This window comes from Schumannella sp. 10F1B-5-1, assembly GCF_006517535.1.
Lineage (GTDB): Bacteria > Actinomycetota > Actinomycetes > Actinomycetales > Microbacteriaceae > Schumannella.
Genome location: NZ_VHQH01000038.1, coordinates 70,528 through 91,215, shown reverse-complemented (window position 1 = coordinate 91,215; position 20,688 = coordinate 70,528). Strand labels below are relative to the sequence as shown.

The window sequence follows — 20,688 nt, the reverse complement described above, 5'->3', positions numbered from 1 at the left end:
GACGGGGCTCAGCGCGGGTCGGCCGCCGCGCGGCGCGCGAGCGGAATCGTCGCGAGCCCGACGAGCACCGCGACCGCCGCGCCCACCGCCGTCTCGGCCAGGCGCTGCAGCGCGATCGGCACCGGGTCGGAGGGATGCGCCGCGTGCGCGATGAGCAGCACGAGCGGGGTGATCAGCACGAGCGCGAGCGCGTAGTGCCGCACCACGAGCAGCTCGACGGCGAACTGCAGCAGGCCCAGCACGAGCGCGAGCACGAGCCCGGGCGGCGTCCCGAGGTCGGAGACGTGCAGCGCCGCGAGCCCCAGGAACACGGCCGCGCCGACGACCGTGCCCAGCACGCGGTGCACGGCCCGCGACAGCGTCACCCGGCTGCCGCGCGCGACCGCCAGCACGGCCAGCGCCGACGCCGCCGACCAGTAGGCGTGCGAGAGATCGAACGGCACGGTCACGAGCGTCGCGATCGCCGCGGCCAGCACCTGGCGCAGCACCTCGACCCCGTCGGCGCGCGAGCTCAGGCGCGGCGCCCGCACGACCGGGATGGGGCCGGTCTGCCAACGCACCCGGGGCACGCGCATGACGACCGCGGCGATGATCCACGAGATCGCGCATCCCAGCGCCACCAGGCCCACGGTCAGCAGCCCGCTGCCGCCCGCTCCCCCGAGATCGGCCGGCCGAGCCGCCTGCGCGGCCACCCCCGAGACGAGCACGAAGAACATCGGCCCGGGCGGGCCGAGGCGCACGGCCGAGCACAGCCACGCCGCCGCGCCCGCGACGAGGATGACGCCGACGACCGACGTCACCGCCGAGAACGCGAGCAGCGCGCCGACCGCGGCCGACGCGATCAACCCCGCGGCGACGAAGGCGATCGTGCGCAGTCGGTGGCGTCGGGGCAGCGCGCCCGCGTAGATCGCGGTGAAGGCTCCGAGGCTCGCCGCCGCGCCGAGCGCCAGATGCCCGGCCAGCGCGAACGCCGTCACGGGGATCAGCATCGACAGGCCCGCCTGCACCGCGACCGGCCAGCGGCGCGGTGAGGGGGAGAAGGCGACGAGACTCCGAGCGAAGTCGGAGAGGTTCATCCCCTCGATTGTCTCACCGCCGGGATGCGCGGCTCACGCCCGCGGTCAGACGATCGAATTCAGCCGACTCAGCCGGTGACGTTCGCCTGCAGCCAGGTGTGCGGGTTCACCTTGGTGCCGTTGAGCTGCAGCTCGAGGTGCAGGTGCGGGGCCGTGACCGATCCGGTCGAGCCGGTGAGCCCGACGAACTGGCCGACCTCGACGGTGTCGCCGACCTGCAGCGAGATCGAGCCGCTCTGCGTGTGCGCATAGAGGAACGACACCGTCTGCCCGTTCACCGACGAGGTGATGACGATGTGGTTGCCCCAGCCGTAGCCGTCCTCCTGGCGCTTCGTGACGATGCCCGTCGCGATGCTGTAGATCGGGGTGCCGCTCGCGGCCAGGTAGTCCTGACCCTGGTGCACCGACATGCAGGTCGAGCAGGTGGCGGGAGCGCCGAACCCGGGGCCGAGCTTGGGCATCACCTGGTACGGCCAGCGCACCGGTCCGATGCCCGGGTTCCAGGTGCTCGAGTACTGCGAGGCGCTCGCCTTGGCCTTCTTCGCCGCGGCCGCGTTGGCGGCGGCCAGGAACTCCGCGCGGCTGGTCGCGCCGTAGGCGTCGCGGCTGGTGTCGTCGGCCGCGGCGTCGGCCGAGACGCGGAAGGTCTGGGTGTCGCCGACGCTGCCGACGAGCGGCGCGCCCGTGGTCGCCGCATCCGCCGACGGGGTGCCGAACACCGACGCGGGCACCGACACCGACACGACCAGGGCGAAGACGGCGATGAGCACGCCGGCCGAGAGCACCTGTCGGGCGAATCCGCGACGATAGCCGGCCCCGCGGGCGGGTCGGGATGCGCGTCCCGCGCGGGCGAGCGGACGCGCCGTGCGGGCGGCTCGGGTCGCCTCCGCGCTCTGCTGACGGGCCCGCAGGTCGCGGCGGGTCAGCGGAGAGCTCTCGGAGGCGGGGGGCATATTAGACGCCCTCGCTGAAGAGGGATGCGGCGGCGAGCGAGCCGTCCAGGGTCGCGGCGATGACCAGCGCGTCAGTGGTCATCGGAAGGCTCCAGAAGATGGTCCGCACGGCGGCGGAGCGGCTCTCGCGGCGCCCGGACTTCGGGTTCAGGCGCACGAACGTACCCCGCGATTGTAGAAGGGGTGCTTCGAGCCCGCCACCCCTCGGGCGGGTGGGCCGGCGCCGAAGGGCTGTCGAACCGCGTCAGAACCCCGCGTCCGCGAGCAGCGGCGCGAACGCCGCCACGACCTCGGGATGCCCGCCCAGCACCATCCGCGTGTCCGGCTCCGCCCCGCCGTGGCCGACGACCGCGGCTCCCGCCTCCCGGGCGATCAGCACACCCGCCGCGAAGTCCCAGGCGTTCGTGTAGCGCTCGGCGTAGAGGTCGACGCGGCCCGCGGCGAGCGCGGTCAGGTCGAGCGCGGCGGCGCCGAAGCGGCGGATGTCGCGCAGATGCGGCATGAGCCGCTCGATCACCTGAGCCTGGTGCGCACGGCGCTCGGCGTCGTAGCTGAAGCCGGTCGCCATGAGCACCTGGCCGAGCGGCATCGGCTCGCGCACCTGCAGCGCACGCACGGCTCCCGACTCGGGTGACGGGAGCGGCGCATCCACCCCCGCTCGCGGCCGCGTCTCGAGGTGGGCGCCGCCGCCGCGGGAGGCCGTGAACAGCTCGCCCTCGCCCGGAGAGAAGACGCAGCCGGCCAGGGCGGTCCAGCGCTGCGGGTCGGGGTCACCCTGCACGACCGCGATGCTGACGCCGTAGTGCGGGATGCCGTAGAGGTAGTTGACGGTGCCGTCGATCGGGTCGACGACCCAGGTGAGGCCGGAGGTGCCGCCCGCCGACCCGCCCTCCTCGCCGAGGATGCCGTCGTCGGGGCGGGCTGCGGCGAGACGCGCGCGCACCAGCTGCTCGACCTCGCGGTCGGCGGCGGTGACGATGTCGACCGGGCTCGACTTCGCGGCCGCGACCTCGACGCCCTCGGCGCGCCGGCGCGCGGCCAGCTCTCCGGCCTCGAGCGCGATCTCGCGGGCGAGCGCGAGCAGGTCGGCGGGGGCGGGCTGCTCGGCCGCGGCGGACTGCTCGCGGGGTGCGCTGGCGTCGGTCATGGCTCCACTCAATCACGCGCGTCGTGGGGTGGGGCCGCGGTGCGGTCGTCGCGCTCAGAGGAGCCCGTGGGCGCGGAACATCCGGTCGAGGATCTCGCGGATCACCGGCTCCTTGCGCTGGTTGTAGGCCTGCACGAGCCCCGGCGCGTCGGCCGTCGGCGCCGCGGCCTCGCGCTTCGCGGCCGCGTAGAGCTCACGATCGTCGGCGTGCTCGGTCAGCCAGTCGCGCAGCATCCGGTGCCGCACCGCCTCGGGACTGTGGGGACTCCAGACGTGGATGTTCGCCCGCGGCTCGTCGGCCGTGAACAGCCGGTGCTCGTGCCAGCGCCGCTCGCGCAGCACGAACACGAAGCCCGCCGCCTGCAGACGCTCGGCGTAGGCCGCCTCGTCGGCGCTGTCGGCGACCGTCAGATCGATGTCGATGATCGGCTTCGCCGACATCCCCGGCACCGACGTCGAGCCGACGTGCTCGATGCTCTGCGCGGCATCGCCCAGGGCGTCGCGGATGCGCGTCCGCAGCGCGGCGAACCGCTCGGGCCACGCGGGGTCGGGCTCGGCGATGACGACGTGCTCGGGCCGGGCCGGGCGCATCCACTCGGCGTCGTCGGGGTCGAAGTCGGAGTGCGCCGTGATGCGCTCGCGGTCGGCGCCCGTCGGCCGGTCGACGATGTGGGCGAGGCCCGGGTCGAGGCTCGGCGCGGGGCCCGGGTCGACGCCGCTCGCGTGATGTGCGGATCCGTCTCGGACGTCGTCGACCATGCCCCCACGCTATTGCGCGCCCCGGCTCCGCGCGCCACGCAATTCAGCAGGGGACGTCAGTCACGCCCCGGCTCGGTCGTCCGGCACGATCTGTGCTGAATTGCGATCGCACTGGCGGGAGCACGCGTGACGCAACTCAGCAGGAACTGCGGTTGCCGACCCGCGCGGGGCATCCCGGCCCGGTCCTGCTGAGTTACGACGGGATGGGGCGGCAGGGAGGACCGCGTGGTGCGACACCATTCCCTGCGCCGCGCCGCGCCGCGACGCCACGCCGCGCCCGCCCGGGCCACTCCAGCCCGCCGTCGGTAACGGCTCGCCGAGACTCCGCGCGAGCCCGGGCGTGCCGCGCATCCCCGTGGCAGGGTGGGGTCATGGCCGACGAGCCGATCGAGCGCACCCTCGCGGGAGTGGGCGAGCGCCTGCGCCGGCTGCGGGTCAACCGCAACCTCACGCTCGCCGACGTCACCGCGGTGACCGGCATCTCGACCAGCACCCTGTCGCGACTGGAGTCCGGCACGCGCCGCCCCGCGCTCGAGCTGCTGCTGCCGCTCGCGCGGGAGTACGGGGTGCCGCTCGACGACCTGGTCGGGGCGCCGCCGACCGGCGACCCGCGCATCCACATCCGTCCGGTGCGGCACGCGGGCCGCACGATCCTGCCGCTCGGGCGCGGCGCGAACGGCGTGCAGGCGGTCAAGTTCGTGCTTCCCGGGCGCACCGCGACCGAGGTCGAGCAGCGACGCGAGCACCACGGATGGGAGTGGCTCTACGTGCTGCAGGGCACCCTGCGGCTCGTGCTCGACGACGAGGAGTTCCTGCTGACCTCGGGCGAGGCCGCCGAGTTCGACTGCCGCACCCCGCACTGGCTCGCGAGCGCCGACGGTGAGACGGTCGAGTTCCTCGGACTCTTCGACGCCGAAGGACGCCGCGTGCACGGCGTGCCGCCGGTCACCGCCGCGGTCGCGCCGATCAGCGCCGACGACGAGGATGCCGAGGCCGCGTCGCCCGAGCGCTGAGCGACGGGCGGGCTCGCGCGCGAGTTCAGGATGCGGTGCGCACGCCCTCGACGGCGGCCGCGACCTCGGCGGCCACGAGCGCCGCGTTGACCTGCGCGCCCACCATCGCCCCCGTCGCGGCCGCCGCGCCGACCTGCGCCATGAGGTCCGTCGCGTTGCCGGCGGCCCAGAGCCCGGGCACGCTCGTGACGCCGAACGGGGTCGTCGGCAGGTGCTGTCCGCGTCCGCTCGGATGCGGCTCGGCGCCGAGGCCGAGAGGCGCGAGGAAGTCGAGGTGCGCCTCGGGCACCGACGCCACCACGAGCGCGTCGATCGGCACGACCGTGCCGTTGGCGAGGCGGGCGCCGTTCAGTGTCGGGCGACCGGAGCCGGCGTCGGCGTCGGCATCGCCATTGGCATCGCCGTGCGCCTGCTCGAGCGCGACCACTTCCCCCGGGATCACCCGGATGCCGCGGGCGGCCAGGCCCCGCGCATCCACGTCGCCGAACGGAGCCGCCGAGTGCTGCAGCACGACCACCTCGGCGCTCAGCTGCCGGAACAGCTGCGCCTGATGCACGGCGGCCGCCGGGTCCTGGGCGAGCACGGCGATGCGGCGGTCGCGCACCTCCCAGCCGTGGCAGTAGGGGCAGTGCAGCACCCCGCTCCCCCACAGCTCGGCGAGCCCCGAAATGTCGGGCAGCGCGTCGCTCACGCCCGCCGCGACGATCACCTGCCGCGCGGCGAGCGCGATCGGTCCGGTGGATGCGCGGCCCTCGCCGCCCGCCGCCTCGAGCGCATCGGCCTCGACCGCGAACGCGCCGTCGGCACCACTCACCGAGCGGACGCGCCCGGATCGCATGACCCCGCCGTAGCTCTGCACCTCGGCGCGACCGCGCGCGAGCAGCTCGGCCGGCGGCGTCCCCTCGCGGGCGAGCAGTCCGTGCACGCCCTCGGCGAAGCGGTTGCGCGGGCTCCCCGCGTCGACCACGAGCACCCGCCGGCGCGACCGCGCGAGCATGAGCGCGGCGTTGAGGCCGGCGGCTCCCCCGCCGATCACGACGGCGTCCCAGAGATCGGAGGCGTCGGCAGCGGCGAGAGCGGGGACGGGATCGTGGTCGAGGGGCTCGGGATGGGGTTCGGTCATGGTCCCACCGTGACGCCAGCAGCGCGCTCCGGCAATCATCCTTGCTGAAACAGCAAGAAACGGACCGAATCCAGTCCGACGCCCCGACTACCCAACGGGCGAGAGATCAGCGCGGGCGACAGTCGGTGCGGTGGACCATCCGCTCGCCGGACCATCAGAGCGACGAGAGACCCCCGCGAAGGCGCCCTCAGATCGCGCGGGTCATGAAGACCGAGAGCGGGTCATCCACGTAGCCGTCGAAGGGGCCGCAGAAGCCGAAGCCCTCGCTCGCGTAGAGGCGCTGCGCCGGGGTGAACTGCGGGCCGGCGCCGGTCTCGAGCCAGAGCGTGCGCAGACCCTCCGCCTGGGCCTCGGCGACGATGTGGCGCAGGATCGCGCGGCCCACGCCCTTGCCGAGGAACGCGCCGGCGACCCGCATCGACTTGAGCTCGCCGCGGGTCGCGTCGAGGCGCTTGAGCGCGCCGATGCCGGCGAGCCGCGACTCCGGGCTCGCGTCCGCTTCCGCACCCGCGCCGCCCGCCGCATCCGCCGACCTCAACGCCGACGCACCCGCCGACGAAGCCCACGCCGACCACACCGTGATCGCCGGCGACTGCAGCCCGGCCAGGTCGAGCGCGTGGATGCTCTCCTCGGGTGACCCGTCGTGCATCCCGTCGAGGTGGTGGGCGATGAGCGCCCGCGTCGCCGCGCCGCTCAGGTCGTCGACGCGGATCTCGAGGGGCACGCTGCTCACGCGACCATCCTGATGGATGAGCGAGCCCTGATGGATGCGCGGAGTTCCGCCGACGCCGCGCGCGCATCCCGACACCGCAGCACCCGCGCAGCACCCCGCACACGACGAAGGCCCCGGCGAACCGGGGCCTCGTGCGTCTCACGCTGATGTGGCGGGTGAGGGATTCGAACCCCCGAATGCAGTGCAGTCTGATTTACAGTCAGATCCCTTTGGCCGCTTGGGTAACCCGCCAGACGCTCCCGACCCGTGTAGGCACCGACCGAACGCGCACGCAACAGAATACAGGTCGCGCAGGGTGCCGGTGACCATCCCGCTACCCTGGGTTCATGGCTGATTCCTCTTTCGACATCGTGAGCAAGGTCGACCACATGGAGGCCCAGAACGCGGTCAACCAGGCGCAGAAGGAGATCGCCCAGCGCTACGACTTCAAGGGCGTCGGCGCGTCGATCGACTGGTCGGGTGACGAGAAGATCCTGCTCAAGGCCAGCGCCGAGGAGCGCGTCAAGGCCGTGCTCGAGGTGCTCGAGGCGAAGTTCATCAAGCGGGGCATCGGCATCCGCTCGCTCGATGAGGGCGACCCGTACCCGAGCGGCAAGGAGTACCGCATCGAGGTGGGCCTGAAGAACGGCATCTCGAGCGAGGATGCGAAGAAGATCTCGAAGATCATCCGCGACGAGGGCCCCAAGAGCGTCAAGAGCCAGATCCAGGGCGACGAGCTGCGCGTGCAGTCGAAGAGCCGCGACGACCTGCAGTCGGTCATCGCGTTGCTGAAGGGCAAGGACCTCGACGTAGCGCTGCAGTTCGTCAACATGCGCTGAGGCCGCTGAGGCCGCTGACCCCCGAATCTTCCACGCAGACTGCGCGTCCGCGCAGGCCGACTGTCGCTTTCGCGCAGGATCTTGCGCCGACGCGCAGAAACCGCGAGTGTGAGCGAGACATCCCCTCACAGCGAAGCGAGTTCTGCATGCCGCACTACCTCGGCATCGACGGCGGCGGCACCAAGACCGCGTTCCTGCTGATCGACGAGACCGGCGCCCGCATCGCCGAGTCGCGCCAGCGCACCTGCTACTACTTCGGAACCGAGCGCGGCATCCAGCTCGTCGGCGACGTGCTCGCCGACGGCCTCGCCGACATCGAGGCGCAGAGCGGCGTGACCCGCGACCAGCTCGACTTCGTCTTCTACGCGATGCCCGGCTACGGCGAGGCGAGCGCCGACGTGCCGACGCTCGACGCGATCCCGGCGCCGATCCTCGGGCACGACCGCTACCGCTGCGGCAACGACATGATCAGCGGATGGGCGGGCTCGCTCGGCGCCGCCGACGGCATCAACGTGATCGCCGGCACCGGATCGATGGCCTACGGCGAGCGCGCCGGCGTCAGCCACCGCACCGGCGGCTGGAGCGAGATCTTCGGCGACGAGGGCTCGGCGTACTGGATCGCGGTGCGCGCGCTCGGCGCCTTCAGCCGCATGGCCGACGGGCGCCTGCCCCGCACCGCGCTGCACGGCATGATGCGCGAGCGCCTCGGCGTCGCCGACGACCTCGACGCGATCGGCGTCATCGTGGGCGAGTGGGCGTCGCAGCGCGGGCTCATCGCCGACCTGTCGAAGGTCGCCACCGCGGCGGCGGCGGCCGGCGACCCGGTGGCGCAGCAGATCCTGGTGGATGCGCAGCACGAGCTCGCCGCGCAGGTCGCCGCCGTGCGGGCCGGTCTGGCCGCGCCGGACGACGAGACGATCCCCGTGTCGTATTCGGGCGGCGTGTTCGCGGCACCCGGCTTCGTCGCGGGCTTCGCCGCCGCGCTGGAGGAGACGGGGCTGCCGTTCGAGCTGCGCGCGCCGCTGCACGACCCGTCACTCGGGGCCGCGCTCTACGCGCTGCGGCTCAGCGGGGCGGCGGTGCCGACGGTGCCCACGCCCTAGAGTTCCTCACATGGGTGAGGGATGGGTCGGCTGGCTGACGCTGGCCATCGTGATCGCCCTGCTCGTGATCGACTTCGCCGCGCGCATCGCCGCGCTCGCGATCATCCCGCGCAACCGCCGCCCGCAGACGGCGATGGCGTGGCTGCTGGCGATCTTCCTGATCCCGTACCTCGGCATCCTGATCTTCCTGCTGTTCGGGTCGCACCGGCTGCCGCGACGCCGCCGGCAGAAGCAGCGCGAGATCAACCAGTACATCCTCGAGCAGACCGAGGGCATCGAGCGGGTCACCGAGAGCGACCCGTGGCCGCCCTGGCTGCGCCCGATCGTCGAGCTCAACCGCACCCTCGGCGCCATGCCGCTCGTCGGCGGCAACACGGCCGAGCTCTACGACGACAACGACCGGGCGCTGCGCGCGATGACGGAGGAGATCCGGCGGGCGAAGCGCCTCATCCACTGCGAGTTCTACATCTTCAGCCTCGACAGCACGACCGAGCCGTTCTTCCAGGCGCTCGAGGATGCCGTGAAGCGCGGCGTGAAGGTGCGGGTGCTGCTCGATCACCTGGGCAACTTCCGCTACCCCGGCTTCCGTCGCACCAAGAAGCGACTCACCGAGATGGGCGCCGACTGGCACCTCATGCTGCCCGTGCTGCCGCTGCAGGGGCACTGGCGCCGTCCCGACCTGCGCAACCACCGCAAGCTGCTCGTGATCGACGGCGAGGTCGCCTGGACGGGATCGCAGAACGTCATCGAGACGCCCTACCAGTCGCGCAAGAACCACCGCCGCGGGCTGCACTGGAAGGACTTCATGGCCCGCTTCGAGGGCCCCATCGTCGCCGGCATCGACGCGCTGTTCGTGACCGACTGGTACAGCGAGACCGACGAGCTGCTCGAACGCGAGGCCGCCGAGGCGCGCGACGAGGTGCACGGATCGCTCGACTGCCAGGTCGTGCCGAGCGGACCCGGCTTCCCCGGCGAGAACAACCTGCGCCTGTTCAACGCGCTGCTCTACGGCGCGCAGCGCAAGGCGATCGTCGTCAGCCCCTACTTCGTGCCCGACGACTCGATGCTCTACGCCATCACCACGGCCGCGCAGAAGGGCGTCGAGGTGCAGCTGTTCGTGTCGGAGATCGGCGACCAGTTCTTCGTCTTCCACGCGCAGCGCAGCTACTACGAGGCGCTGCTGAAGGCGGGGGTTCGCATCTTCCTCTACGCCAAGCCGACCATCCTGCACGCCAAGCACATGACGATCGACGACGAGGTCTCGGTCATCGGCTCGAGCAATATGGACATGCGCTCCTTCACCCTCGACCTCGAGATCTCGGTCATGGTGCGCGACCGCGGCTTCACCGAGAGCCTGCGCGCGATCGAAGACGACTATCGCGCCCACAGTCGCGAGATCACCCTCGACGAGTGGATGGCCCGCCCCCTGCGCCGCAAGGTGCTCGACAACTTCGCCCGCCTGACCGCGGCGCTGCAGTAGAGCTCGGGATGAACGCCCTCCTGCTGCTCGGCGCGATCGTCGCGTGCGCGCTCGTCGCCGCGGGTGTCGCGGCGCTCATGAAGCTCGCGGTGCGGCTGCGCCGGCGCATGATCGCACGGCGGTCCGCCGAGCTCGCGCGGCGGCGCGGATGAGCTGACGCACGGCGCGATCGAGCCGGCGGCGCGACGCTGCCGAGCTGGCCGCCGGCCTTCAGAACAGGCCGGTCAGCATCCCGCCGAGGGAGGCATCCACCGAGCCCTCGAGCCACGCCGTGAGCGCCAGCGCGCCGATCGCGACGACCGTCGAGCCGATCGCCCACGGCACCGGGGCGTAGGCAGTGCGGTCGTGCTGCGAGCAGACGCGCCCGCGCACGGCGAGGTAGAGGATCGGGCTCACGAGCGCGAGCGCCGACGGCGCGGTGCCGACGAATCCGCGCGAGCGCAGCAGCGCCGCGTCACGCGAGGCGACGACGAGCTGCGCGAGGCTCGTGACCGCCAGGCAGGCGGCGAGCAGGAGGGTGCTCCACGGCAGCAGCAGCTGCGTCGCGCCGATCGCGAGCGCCGGGGCGAGTAGCGGCAGCAGCTCGAGCACGACCGCGTCACGGGTGTCGGCGCGCGGGCGCAGCACCAGGGTGGGACGCCGCAGCTGCGGACGGGTCGGCAGGTGCGGGACGCTCGGAGTCGCGTCGGAGGGACCGCTCGGGTCGGCTTCGCCCGCGCCGAGGCCCGGGCCGGTGCCCGCGCCCGTGCCGCTGGATCCCGTGCCGCCCGGCGCCGCCGCCGCGGCGCGCGCGGCGTCGTCGGGGTGCGGTCCGAGCTGCCAGGTCACGCGGCGACGCTACGCCGCGGCGTGCGGCGCGGCGCTCCCCACTAGGGGTGACGTGCATCCACGGAGTCGCGGCGTCAGCGGAAGCTTCCGCAGCCTCGGAGGCCGCTCAGAGGTCGACGCGGTCCCGCGCGATCGCGTAGGCCGAGTACCCGCCCGCGCGTGCGACGCGTTCGACGAGCGCTTCGAGGTCGCGCAGCTCCGCCGACCTGCGACGCGTGTCGGCCGTCGGCCACACCTCGAGCAGGTCGGCGCTGAACCAGACCGACGCGGCCGCCGAATCGGCCGCGATCTGGGCGTACTGGGCGCACCAGTCCGGGTAGGGGTTCGTGTCGGGACCGAGCAACGGCGCCTCGCGGATGCCGAAGGACGGCGTTCCTTGCGGGCGCAGCGCCACCGCGACGGTGCCGTCACCGGCCGCGGCGGCGTCGGCGGCGATCGGCAGCAGCGCGGCGCAGTCGTCGACGTCGGCGCTGACGCCGTCGCCGTAGGCCAGGAAGTCGACATCGGGATGCGCGATCCGCAGTATCGCGACCAGATCGATCGCCGCCTGCGACGTGCCCGCCGAGACGCCGCCCGAGCCGACCCCGCTGCCGGCCCCGGCGCCCGCGACCGTCATATCGAGGTCGGCGTAGCGGGCCGCGGACCGCGACTCGAGTACCTGCTGCACCGCATCCGCGTCGGGATCGCTCTGCAGCGTCGTGATCGCGAGCGATCCGCGGCGGATGTCGAAGCGCTCGAGCGGGAACGCCGCGTCGAGCGCCACCGCGTCGTCGAGGTAGTCGGCCCATTCGCCGGCCGGGATGCCGACCAGGGCGATGCGGTCACCGCCCAGCTCGCCCGCCGGGCCGTCCAGATGCTCGACGGCCGCGGCGAGCGCCGCCGCCTGCGCGGTGAATCCGGCCGAGGTGCCGCGCACCTCGGCGCGGTACTCGGTGTGGGTGTAGCTGCTCACGACAAGAGCCGGGAAGTCGAAGGGATCCGATGTCGCCGCGGGCAGCCCCGAGGCGGCGAGCGAGTCGCCGAACGCCTCGGCGAGCGCCAGCGGATCCGACGGCGCCGGACGTCCGCACGCGGGGACCTCGGTCACGCCGCTCCCCGACGCCAGGTCGTAGTCGACGCGCGTCGGCACGCCCGACGGCGGTGCGCACGCCACGTCGTCCACGGCGTCGAGCGTCGGCTTCTCGGCCGGGAACCGCACCGACATCTCACCGCTGGGCGAGAAGGGCAGGTTGTAGGTGAGCCCGCCGACGGCCTCATCCACCCCGTCGACGGCTTCGATCGCGGCCTCGTACTTCGCCCAGTCCTGCTTCGCCGTGAAGGTGCATCCGGTCAGGGATGCGAGGGCGAGCGCTCCGACCGCGAGCGCGGCACTGGCGCGCAGAGCGGTCGCCCGGGCGGCGGTCAGCCGGGTAGGACGAGGGGCGGCAGAACGCACGGCGGACTCCTCGGGTTCCTCGCGGGGAATCCTCACTCCCCCGACCCGACCCTAGGGGTCGGTCGGTGCCGCGCCAGGCCGGAACGATCACGATCGACGAGGCCAGCGACGCAACGCTCGGATCGCGGAGACCCCGACGACGCCGATCGCTCCGACGGCGACGACCGCCGCGATGCCGCCGACGGCCAGGATGCTCGCGATCGAACCGACCGATCCGATGCCGCCGATCGAGCCCACGCTGCCGATGGACGCGATCGAGCCGATGCTGCCGATGGACCCGATCGAGCCGATGCTCCCCACCGATCCGATCGATCCGACGCTGCCGACCGACCCGACGCTGCCGACCGATCGGATCGAGCCCCGGGAGCCGACGCTGCCGAGCGATCCGCTCTCGACCGATCCGCTGCCGCCGAGGCGGACTCCGAGGCCGCCGATCCGGCGCGCGATGCTCATGCGCTCATCCTGCGCCGCTGCGGGCGCGTCCCGCCAGACCGGTATCCGCGCGTGCACGGAAACCGGCCAGCAGCACCACCGCGCCGCACTGTGGCTCGCCGCACTCCCACACCGGTTTCCGCGCACGCGGTTTCGGATGAGGAGCTTCCTCGAGCCCCAGGACGGCTCGCCCTGCCGCCCCATCCGCAACCGCGTAACGGCGCGGCACGGCGCGGCACGCATGCACGGAAGCAGGTCAGCGCGACCGTCGAGCCGTATTGCGCCTCGACACCGCTCCTGACCAGCTTCCGTGCACGCGGTTTCGGATGAGGGACCACGCCGAGCCTCAGGACGGCTCGCCCTCGCGCTCCATCCGCAACCGCGTACCGAGGCGGCGCGGCACGGCACGCCTCGTCGCCGCGCACCCCTCGCCCCACGCCCCGGAGCAGGGACGCGGCTCGTAGGCTCGACGAGATGACCGCGCCGCGCATGACCGTCGAGCCGCTCGAGTCCGAGATCCCCGCGAGCACCGCCCGCCCCGCGCCCGCGCTGCGGGTGGCGACGGCGAACGTGCGCATCCCGGTCGACGCGGGCACCGCATCCTGGAGCGCCCGCGGCCGCCTGCTCGCCCGCACCCTGCACGACAGCGGCACGCACGTGATCGGCGTTCAGGAGCTGCGCAGCGGCCCGGCCGTCGACCTGCTGTCGTGGATGCCCGGCACCGCCTGGTTCGGACGCGACCGCCGCGGCGGCCACGACGACGAGCACGTCGGACTGCTCTACCGCCCCGACCGCCTCGAGCTGCTCGACGGCGGCGACTTCTGGCTCTCGGACACCCTGCACGAGCCGGGCAGCATCACCTGGGGCAACCTCTTCCCGCGCATGGTGACGTGGGCGCGCTTCCGCGACCGCGAGATCCCGACACATGAGAGCACCGACGCCGCCGCCGACCTCCTCGTCGCCGTCACCCACCTGCCCTACCGACCCGCCGACGAGCGGGCGCGCATCCGTTCAGCCGAGCTGATCGCCGCCGAGCTCGACGCCCTCGCCGCCGAAGCGCCGATCGTGCTGCTCGGCGACATGAACACGGGCCCGCAGTCCGCGACGCACGAAACCCTGATCCGGGCAGGCTTCGTGGATGCGCGCGAGTCCCCGGCCGCGCACCACACCGGTCCCGACGCGACGTTCCACGCCTTCACGGGAGACCCCGCCGCGGCGACCGACGCCGGAGAGCCGGGCGAGCGCATCGACTGGATCCTGCAGCGCGGCTTCGAGGTCACGGCGACCGCGACCCTGGATGCGCACGGCGCGTCGCCCGAGCACGACGGCGCGGTCTGGCCGAGCGATCACTTCCCCGTGACGGCCGACCTCGTGCGCCGCTGACCCGCGACCGTGCGCGGTTTCGGATGGAGGCGACGCCCGAGCTTTCCTGCGGCCCGAGCGCGCCGTGCATCCGAAACCAGGCACACACGTCACGGGGCACCGCGACGACGGCAACGCAAAAGGCCCGGCCGACGCCGAAGCGCCGCACCGGGCCTGTCATCACGTCATCCGACGCCCCCGACTACTCCCCGCGCGAGACCTTCACCATCTCGTCGCGCGGCACCACCTTGATGCGGGCGCGGTCCTCGGCGGCGCCGAGGGCGATCTCGTGCTCGTCGAGGCGGTGCCATCCGTCGAGGTCGGTGTACTGCACGCCGCGCGAGTCGAGCAGCTCGACGACGCTGTCCTCCGACGGCGACTCCGGGGTCCACCACGAGGCCTGGTCGTTGACCAGGTGCGAGATGGTCTCCATCGCGTCGGACTTGGTGTGGCCGATGAGGCCGACGGGTCCGCGCTTGATCCAGCCGGTGGCGTAGACGCCGGGCACGATCTGGTTGTGCTCGTCGAGCGCCTGGCCCTCGTGGTTGGGGATGACCCCGCGCTCGTCGTCGAAGGGCACGCCGTCGAGGGGCGAGCCGAAGTAGCCGACGGCGCGGTAGAGCGCCTGGATGGGCACCTCGCGGATCTCGCCGGTGCCGCGCACGCCGCCCGCGCCATCCGGCTCGGTGCGCTCGTACTTGAACGACGCGACGGAGCCGTCCGGCCCAGCGACGACCTCGAGCGGCTTCGCGAAGAAGTGCAGGTGCAGGCGTCGCGACGCCTCGCCGACCGGCCGCTCACGCCACTGCTTGAGCACCTTGTCGATCACCATGACCTGCTTGTTCGACTTGATCGCGGCGAGCGAGGCCTCGTCGTAGTCGAAATCCTCGTCGTGCACGATCATGTCGACGTCGCGCAGCTCGCCGAGCTCGCGCAGCTCGAGCGGGGTGAACTTCACCTGCATGGGTCCGCGGCGGCCGAAGACGTGCACGTCGGTCACGGGCGACTTCTTGAGCCCCTCGTAGACGTTCGCGGGGATCTCGGTCGGCAGCAGGTCGTCGGCGTGCTTCGCGAGCACGCGCGCCACGTCGAGGGCGACGTTGCCGTTGCCGATCACGGCCAGCGACTGCGCCTCGAGCGGCCACTCGCGCGGGAAGTCGGGGTGTCCGTCGTACCAGCTGACGAAGTCGGCGGCACCGTAGCTGCCGGGCAGGTCGATGCCGGGGATGTCGAGGGGCGCATCCTTGACGGCGCCGGTCGCGAAGATGACCGCGTTGTAGTGCTTCTTGAGGTCGTCGAGCGTGATGTCGACGCCGAAGCGCACGTTGCCGAAGATGCGGATGTCGCCGCGGTCGAGCACGTCGCGCAGGGCGTTGATGATGCCCTTGATGCGCGGGTGGTCGGGGGCGACGCCGTAGCGCACGAGGCCGTAGGGCGCCGGGAGGTGGTCGAACAGGTCGATCGACACGTCGAAGGCCCGCTCGTGCTTGAGCAGGATGTCGGACGCGTAGATACCGGCGGGGCCGGCGCCGACCACGGCGAGGCGGAGCTTGGGCACGGGTGTGTCTCTTCTCTGGATGTCGTGTCGTTCGAGACGCGAGGAGGCGGAGCCGCTCAGTTGGAGCGGGTCACCACCGCCTCGGCGAACTTCGTCAGGGCCTTCTTGACGGGCCCCTCGGGCAGGGGAGCGAGCGCGGCGACGGCGTCGTCGGCCCAGCGCTGCGCCTCGGCGCGGGTCTGGGCGGTGACGGCGTGGTCGCGCAGCTCCGCGATCGCCGCGGCGAAGGCGGCGCCGCCGGCGTCGCTCTCGTCGGCGGCGGACTGCTCGATGCGCGCGAGCAGGTCGGCCGATGCCGCATCCGTCTGCGCCTCGCGACGCAGGTGGATGAGCGGCAGGGTGGGCACACCGGCACGCAGGTCGGTGCCCGCGTTCTTGCCGGTCTGCCCGGTCTCGGCCGAGAGGTCGATGATGTCGTCGATCAGCTGGAAGGCGACGCCGATGCGCTCGCCGAACTCGGTGACCGCCGGGCGGAACTCCTGCGGGGCGCCCGAGTGCAGCACGCCGATCTCGGCGGCGGCGGCGATGAGCGAGCCGGTCTTGTCGGCGAGCACCTGGATGTAGTGGGTCACCGCATCCTCGTCGTCGCGCGGGCCGATCGTCTCGTGCAGCTGGCCCAGGCAGAGGCGCTCGAAGGTCTGCGCCTGCAGCTTGACCGTCTCGGGGCCGAGCTCGGCGACGAGGCTGGCGGCGCGGGCGAACAGCAGGTCGCCGGTGAGGATCGCGACGGTGTTGCCCCACACGGTCTGCGCGCTGGGCACCCCGCGGCGCAGGTCGGCGTCGTCCATGACGTCGTCGTGGTAGAGCGAGGCGAGGTGCGTGATCTCGACTGCTTTGGCTCCGGTGAGCACGTCGTCGGTCGTGCCCTGGCCGAGCTGCGCCGTGAGCAGCGCGAGGGTGGGGCGGATGCGCTTGCCCCCGGCCTCGAACAGGTAGCGGCTCGTGGTGTCGGCCAGGTCGTCGGCGTAGCCGAACTGCTCGGCGAGCCCCTGCTCGACCTGCTCGAGTCCGCGTTCGATCGCGTCGGCGAAGCGGCGCTCGTCGGCCGAGGCGAAGAGCTTCTCGCCGAGGCCGAGCGAGCCGCTGAGGCTGCGGCGGCGCACGAGGGGCGTGGGGTTCACGGGGTGGCCTTCAGTTCCTGTTCCGGGATGCGCGCGAGGCGGCCGACGCGGTGATGGTCGGCGGCCGTGCCTCGGCGCGCGTCGTTCATGATTCGGTGCCGGCGCGCTGTCGGCTCGCCCGGCGTCGTGCGGCGGAGGCGCGCACGGCCGGGTCGATGGGCTTGCGTCCGCGGTGCAGCGCGACGACGCCGCCCGTGAGGTTGCGGTGGGCGACGCGGGTGAACCCGACGCCGCGGATCCACTGGCTGAGGGTGCCCTGGTCGGGCCAGTCCTCGATCGACTCGCGGAGGTAGGTGTAGGCCTCCGGGTTGGAGCTGGCGAGCCGCGCGATGGTCGGCGCGAACCGCTTCATGTAGAGGTCGTAGCCGAGGCGCATCACGGCCAGCGGCGGGGTCGAGAACTCGCAGATCACGAGTCGCCCGCCGGGCTTGAGCACCCGGTACATCTCGGCGAGCGCGACCTCGGGGTGGGCGACGTTGCGCAGACCGAAGCTGATCGTGACGGCGTCGAACTCGTCGTCGCCGAACGGCAGCTTCTCGGCATCCGCCTCGACGAACTCGATCTCGGGATGCCGGCGGCGGCCCTCCTCGATCATGCCGGGCGAGAAGTCGGCGGCGACGACCGTGGCGCCGCTGCGGGCGAAGCTGGCCGACGAGGTGCCGGTGCCGGCGGCGATGTCGAGGATGCGCTCGCCCGGCTTCGGATCGACGGCCCGCTGGGTGGCGATGCGCCACAGGCTGTCGTTGCCGAGCGACATGATCGCGTTGGTGCGGTCGTAGCCCTTGGCGACCTGCGAGAACATGCCCGACACCTCGTCGGGGTTCTTGCTCAGATCGGCGCGACTCACGATCGACCATCCTACTTGGGCGCGGGTGCGTGTTTCCGGTGCGCGAGAGCGCCCGGGCTGCACGATCGTGCAGGGCGCCGACGGGACCGGCGGGGACGCGCATCCTGAGCCTCGTGGCGGCGGTGGAGCGGCGCTGTCGCCCGGAATCCCGGCGTAGGCTCGACGGCGTGACCGATCCCGCGGATTCCGTTCCCGCTCTCCGGGTCGTCACGACGCCGATCGCCCAGCTGCCGTCGCTGCTGCCGCTGATCGACGGCGTGCGCCCGCTCGTGTTCCTGCGCCGCGGTGACGGCGTCGCCGGGCTGGGCGAGACGCTGCGGCTGACCTTCCGTGGGCCCGACCGCATCCGGGATGCGGCGGCCGTCTGGAAGCGCATCGCCGCCGCCGCGACGATCGACGACCCGATCGGCATCTCGGGCACGGGGCTCATCGCCTTCGGCGCCTTCGCGTTCGCCGACGACAGCGCCCGCGAGAGCGTGCTGATCGTTCCGCGCGTGATCGTCGGCCGGCGCGACGGGCAGAGCTGGGTCACCCGCATCGACGACGCCGACGACGCGCTCGAGTCGACCCCGCTCGGGCCGGAGTACCGCCTGCTGCTCAAGCCCGGCGCCCAGGGTCCCGACGCCTATCGCGAGGCGGTCGCGGCGGCGGTGCAGCGCATCCAGTCGGATGCCGGCCTCGGCAAGGTCGTCATCGCCCGCGACAAGGTCGGGCACCTGCCCGAGGGCGCCGATCTGCGTCGGGTGCTGACCGAGCTGGCGCTCGGCTACCCCGACACCTGGACCTTCGCGGTCGACGGCCTGCTCGGCTCGAGTCCCGAGACGCTCGTGCGGGTCGCCCACGGCACCGTGACGGCGCGCGTGCTGGCCGGCAGCGCGGGCCGCGGCAAGGACGCCGAGAGCGACCACGCCGAGGCGCTCGCCCTGGCGACCTCGCAGAAGGACCTCGACGAGCACCGCTTCGCCGTGCAGAGCGTGCTCGACGCGCTCGCGCCGCACAGCCCGTCGCTGGTGGCGAGCGAGCTGCCCTTCACGCTCAAGCTGCCGAACCTGTGGCACCTGGCGAGCGACGTCGAGGGCACCCTCGCCGACGGCTCGACCGCCCTCGACCTGGTGTGCGAGCTGCACCCGACGGCCGCGGTCGCGGGCACCCCGCGCGCGGCGGCGCTGGCGACGATCGCCGAGCTCGAGCCCTTCGACCGCGCCCGTTGGGGCGGCCCGGTCGGCTGGGTGGATGCGGCCGGCAACGGCAAATGGGCGGTCGCCCTGCGCTCGGCCGAGATCGACGCCGACGGCACGATCACGGCATATGCCGGTGCCGGCATCGTCGCGGAGAGCGACCCCGAGCGGGAGCTCGCCGAGACGACGCTGAAGTTCCGCCCGATCGTCGAGGCCTTCGGCTGACCCCTCAGCTCGCGGCGAGGCGGGCCGTCTCGGCCGCCACATCGTAGTCGGCGGCGGGCCACGCGAGGTCGAGCTTCTCGAGCGCCTCGGTCAGCAGGCTCTGCACGGCCAGCCGCGCGTACCACTTGTGGTCGGCGGGGATGACGTACCAGGGCGCGACGTCGGCATCCGTGCGGTCGATCGCGATCTCGTAGGCCTCCATGTACTGCGGCCAGAAGGCGCGCTCGTCGAGGTCGCCGGGGTTGAACTTCCAGTGCTTCGTCGGGTCGGCGAGGCGGTCGGCCAGCCGCTGCTTCTGGGTGTCGGCGCCGATGTGCAGCATGACCTTGACGATGCTGGTGCCGGCATCCACGAGCTCCTGCTCGAAGTCGCGGATGATGCCGTAGCGCTCCTCGATCACCTCGGGCGTCGAGAAGCCGCGCACCCGGTGGATCAGCACGTCCTCGTAGTGCGAGCGGTCGAAGACGCCGATGCGGCCGGCCGGCGGCAGCTGCTGGCGGATGCGCCAGAGGAAGTCGTGCGCCTTCTCCTCGTCGGTGGGCGACTTGAAGGCGTGCAGCGCGACGCCCTGCGGGTCGACGGCGCCGACGACGTGGCTGACGATGCCGCCCTTGCCCGCGGTGTCCATGGCCTGCAGCACGAGCAGCACGCTGCGAGTGCCGCCGGCCGTGGATTCGGCGAACAGCTTCTCCTGCAGCTCGGCGAGGCGCTCCTCCCCCGCCTCCAGGGCCGCGCGCCCGGCCTTCTTTCCGCCGTCGAAGCCGGGCGTCGCGCTCGTGTCGATCGCCGACAGGTCGAGCGGGTGGGATGCGCGCAGCACCTGCGCCGAGAACTCTGCCGTCATGCGCTCACGGTAGCCGCGCATCCACTCGCAGAGAAGGGATGCTCAGAGCCGCTTGACCATCTCGAGCTCCTTCGCCGCGGGATCGAAGGGGTAGGGGCGGGTGCGGCCGGTGAGCACCCAGCCGCGCTGCTCGTAGTAGCGGCGGGCGCGGGCGTTGCCGTCGTGCACCTCGAGCACGAGGGTGTCGGCGTGCTGGCGGGCCCAGTCCTCGCAGGCGGCGAGAAGCGCATCCGAGACCCCGCGGCCGCGGCCGCGCTCGCGCGGGGTGACGTAGACGGCGACGAGGAACGGCAGCGTGCCGCCGGCGGGGATGTAGACGCCCATCGTGCCGACCCAGCGGCCGTCGAGGATGGCGGCGTAGGTCACGGCGTTGCGGCCGGCCGAGCCGCGGGCGGCGCGCATACGCCACTCCTCCTCGCTGCGGCGCTCGGCCGCCTCGAGGTGCTCCTCGAACGCGATCGGGGTGTCGGCGAGCATCTCGAGCCGCAGCGCCCGCACCTCCCGCCAGTCGTCCTCCTCGGTGGGACGGATCTCGAGGGCCATGCCCCGACGCTATCGCGGGCGGGCAGGGGGAAGCCCCTTCCCGGGGCCCGAAACGCTCCCGGGAAGGGGCTCGATGCGACCCCTCACGACACCGAAACGGAGGGGTCGGT

At 72.9% G+C, this 20,688-nt stretch carries 22 protein-coding genes and 1 tRNA gene; 7 read left to right on the top strand and 16 right to left on the bottom strand.

The genetic code is table 11. From position 1 onward, the window contains the following. Positions 1-8: 8 nt before the first annotated feature. The 5 genes from FJ658_RS09340 to FJ658_RS09325 all read right to left on the bottom strand — a co-directional run bounded on the left by FJ658_RS09340 (position 9) and on the right by FJ658_RS09325 (position 3,935). Positions 9-1,076: an FUSC family protein gene (locus FJ658_RS09340; RefSeq protein ID WP_141145117.1), complete on the bottom strand. Its 1,068-nt coding sequence runs from the start codon at positions 1,074-1,076 to the stop codon at positions 9-11. A 68-nt stretch (positions 1,077-1,144) separates the two neighbouring features. Continuing rightward, complete coding sequence (locus tag FJ658_RS09335) at positions 1,145-2,029, bottom strand: M23 family metallopeptidase (RefSeq protein WP_141145116.1); 885 nt, start codon at positions 2,027-2,029, stop codon at positions 1,145-1,147. A 1-nt stretch (position 2,030) separates the two neighbouring features. After that, positions 2,031-2,186 carry a hypothetical protein gene (locus FJ658_RS16135; RefSeq protein WP_181408400.1) on the bottom strand — a complete coding sequence of 52 codons (156 nt, stop codon included), beginning with the start codon at positions 2,184-2,186 and terminating at the stop codon, positions 2,031-2,033. Positions 2,187-2,273: 87 nt separating this feature from the next. Beyond that, positions 2,274-3,176, bottom strand: a complete 903-nt coding sequence (locus FJ658_RS09330; RefSeq protein ID WP_141145115.1) for an inositol monophosphatase family protein — start codon at positions 3,174-3,176, stop codon at positions 2,274-2,276. Positions 3,177-3,230: 54 nt separating this feature from the next. After that, on the bottom strand, positions 3,231-3,935 hold the full coding sequence (locus tag FJ658_RS09325) for a GrpB family protein (RefSeq protein ID WP_141145114.1): 705 nt from the start codon (positions 3,933-3,935) through the stop codon (positions 3,231-3,233). A 371-nt stretch (positions 3,936-4,306) separates the two neighbouring features. Here FJ658_RS09325 and FJ658_RS09320 point away from each other — a divergent pair, with 371 nt between their 5' ends. Continuing rightward, a complete protein-coding gene (locus tag FJ658_RS09320) occupies positions 4,307-4,948 on the top strand; it encodes a cupin domain-containing protein (RefSeq protein ID WP_141145113.1) in 642 nt (213 codons plus the stop codon). A 25-nt stretch (positions 4,949-4,973) separates the two neighbouring features. Here the strand turns inward: FJ658_RS09320 and FJ658_RS09315 are convergent, their stop codons facing one another. From FJ658_RS09315 to FJ658_RS09305, 3 genes are all read right to left on the bottom strand, one after another. Further along, positions 4,974-6,071 carry an NAD(P)/FAD-dependent oxidoreductase gene (locus tag FJ658_RS09315; RefSeq protein ID WP_141145112.1) on the bottom strand — a complete coding sequence of 366 codons (1,098 nt, stop codon included), beginning with the start codon at positions 6,069-6,071 and terminating at the stop codon, positions 4,974-4,976. Positions 6,072-6,258: 187 nt separating this feature from the next. Continuing rightward, positions 6,259-6,804: a GNAT family N-acetyltransferase gene (locus FJ658_RS09310; RefSeq protein WP_370454784.1), complete on the bottom strand. Its 546-nt coding sequence runs from the start codon at positions 6,802-6,804 to the stop codon at positions 6,259-6,261. Positions 6,805-6,953: 149 nt separating this feature from the next. Continuing rightward, positions 6,954-7,035, bottom strand: a tRNA-Tyr gene (locus FJ658_RS09305). Between the two features lie 95 nt (positions 7,036-7,130). Here FJ658_RS09305 and FJ658_RS09300 point away from each other — a divergent pair. The 4 genes from FJ658_RS09300 to FJ658_RS16130 all read left to right on the top strand — a co-directional run bounded on the left by FJ658_RS09300 (position 7,131) and on the right by FJ658_RS16130 (position 10,357). Then, positions 7,131-7,622 (top strand): YajQ family cyclic di-GMP-binding protein, encoded by a 492-nt coding sequence (locus FJ658_RS09300; protein WP_141145111.1) that lies wholly within the window; start codon positions 7,131-7,133, stop codon positions 7,620-7,622. 146 nt (positions 7,623-7,768) lie between these two features. After that, a complete protein-coding gene (locus FJ658_RS09295; RefSeq protein ID WP_141145110.1) occupies positions 7,769-8,725 on the top strand; it encodes an N-acetylglucosamine kinase in 957 nt (318 codons plus the stop codon). A 10-nt stretch (positions 8,726-8,735) separates the two neighbouring features. Continuing rightward, positions 8,736-10,205, top strand: a complete 1,470-nt coding sequence (cls, locus tag FJ658_RS09290) for a cardiolipin synthase (RefSeq protein WP_141145109.1) — start codon at positions 8,736-8,738, stop codon at positions 10,203-10,205. A gap of 8 nt (positions 10,206-10,213) precedes the next feature. Beyond that, positions 10,214-10,357, top strand: coding sequence for a hypothetical protein (locus FJ658_RS16130; protein ID WP_181408399.1), 144 nt, complete (start codon positions 10,214-10,216; stop codon positions 10,355-10,357). 58 nt (positions 10,358-10,415) lie between these two features. On the opposite strand, the gene FJ658_RS09285 is transcribed toward FJ658_RS16130, so the two are convergent. From FJ658_RS09285 to FJ658_RS16125, 3 genes are all read right to left on the bottom strand, one after another. Continuing rightward, a complete protein-coding gene (locus FJ658_RS09285) occupies positions 10,416-11,033 on the bottom strand; it encodes a hypothetical protein (RefSeq protein WP_141145108.1) in 618 nt (205 codons plus the stop codon). Between the two features lie 106 nt (positions 11,034-11,139). After that, positions 11,140-12,468, bottom strand: a complete 1,329-nt coding sequence (locus FJ658_RS09280; protein ID WP_141145107.1) for a hypothetical protein — start codon at positions 12,466-12,468, stop codon at positions 11,140-11,142. 87 nt (positions 12,469-12,555) lie between these two features. Then, a complete protein-coding gene (locus FJ658_RS16125) occupies positions 12,556-13,104 on the bottom strand; it encodes a hypothetical protein (protein ID WP_181408398.1) in 549 nt (182 codons plus the stop codon). Positions 13,105-13,374: 270 nt separating this feature from the next. Between FJ658_RS16125 and FJ658_RS09270 the strand changes: the two genes are divergently transcribed. After that, a complete protein-coding gene (locus FJ658_RS09270) occupies positions 13,375-14,283 on the top strand; it encodes an endonuclease/exonuclease/phosphatase family protein (protein ID WP_141145106.1) in 909 nt (302 codons plus the stop codon). Positions 14,284-14,464: 181 nt separating this feature from the next. Here FJ658_RS09270 and FJ658_RS09265 read toward each other — a convergent pair whose 3' ends face one another. From FJ658_RS09265 to FJ658_RS09255, 3 genes are all read right to left on the bottom strand, one after another. Beyond that, positions 14,465-15,820 carry an FAD-dependent oxidoreductase gene (locus tag FJ658_RS09265; protein ID WP_141145105.1) on the bottom strand — a complete coding sequence of 452 codons (1,356 nt, stop codon included), beginning with the start codon at positions 15,818-15,820 and terminating at the stop codon, positions 14,465-14,467. 56 nt (positions 15,821-15,876) lie between these two features. Beyond that, positions 15,877-16,941 (bottom strand): polyprenyl synthetase family protein, encoded by a 1,065-nt coding sequence (locus tag FJ658_RS09260; protein WP_141145104.1) that lies wholly within the window; start codon positions 16,939-16,941, stop codon positions 15,877-15,879. 85 nt (positions 16,942-17,026) lie between these two features. Further along, a complete protein-coding gene (locus FJ658_RS09255) occupies positions 17,027-17,788 on the bottom strand; it encodes a class I SAM-dependent methyltransferase (RefSeq protein WP_255447653.1) in 762 nt (253 codons plus the stop codon). 167 nt (positions 17,789-17,955) lie between these two features. Between FJ658_RS09255 and FJ658_RS09250 the strand changes: the two genes are divergently transcribed. Beyond that, on the top strand, positions 17,956-19,191 hold the full coding sequence (locus FJ658_RS09250) for an isochorismate synthase MenF (protein ID WP_141145103.1): 1,236 nt from the start codon (positions 17,956-17,958) through the stop codon (positions 19,189-19,191). A 4-nt stretch (positions 19,192-19,195) separates the two neighbouring features. Here FJ658_RS09250 and FJ658_RS09245 read toward each other — a convergent pair whose 3' ends face one another. Further along, the gene (locus tag FJ658_RS09245; protein ID WP_141145102.1) at positions 19,196-20,035 is read right to left on the bottom strand and encodes a polyphosphate kinase 2 family protein; all 840 of its coding nucleotides are present in this window, start codon (positions 20,033-20,035) and stop codon (positions 19,196-19,198) included. Between the two features lie 42 nt (positions 20,036-20,077). After that, entirely contained in the window at positions 20,078-20,578 is a 501-nt protein-coding gene (locus FJ658_RS09240) for an N-acetyltransferase (protein ID WP_141145101.1), read from the bottom strand. Between the last annotated feature and the right edge of the window lie 110 nt (positions 20,579-20,688).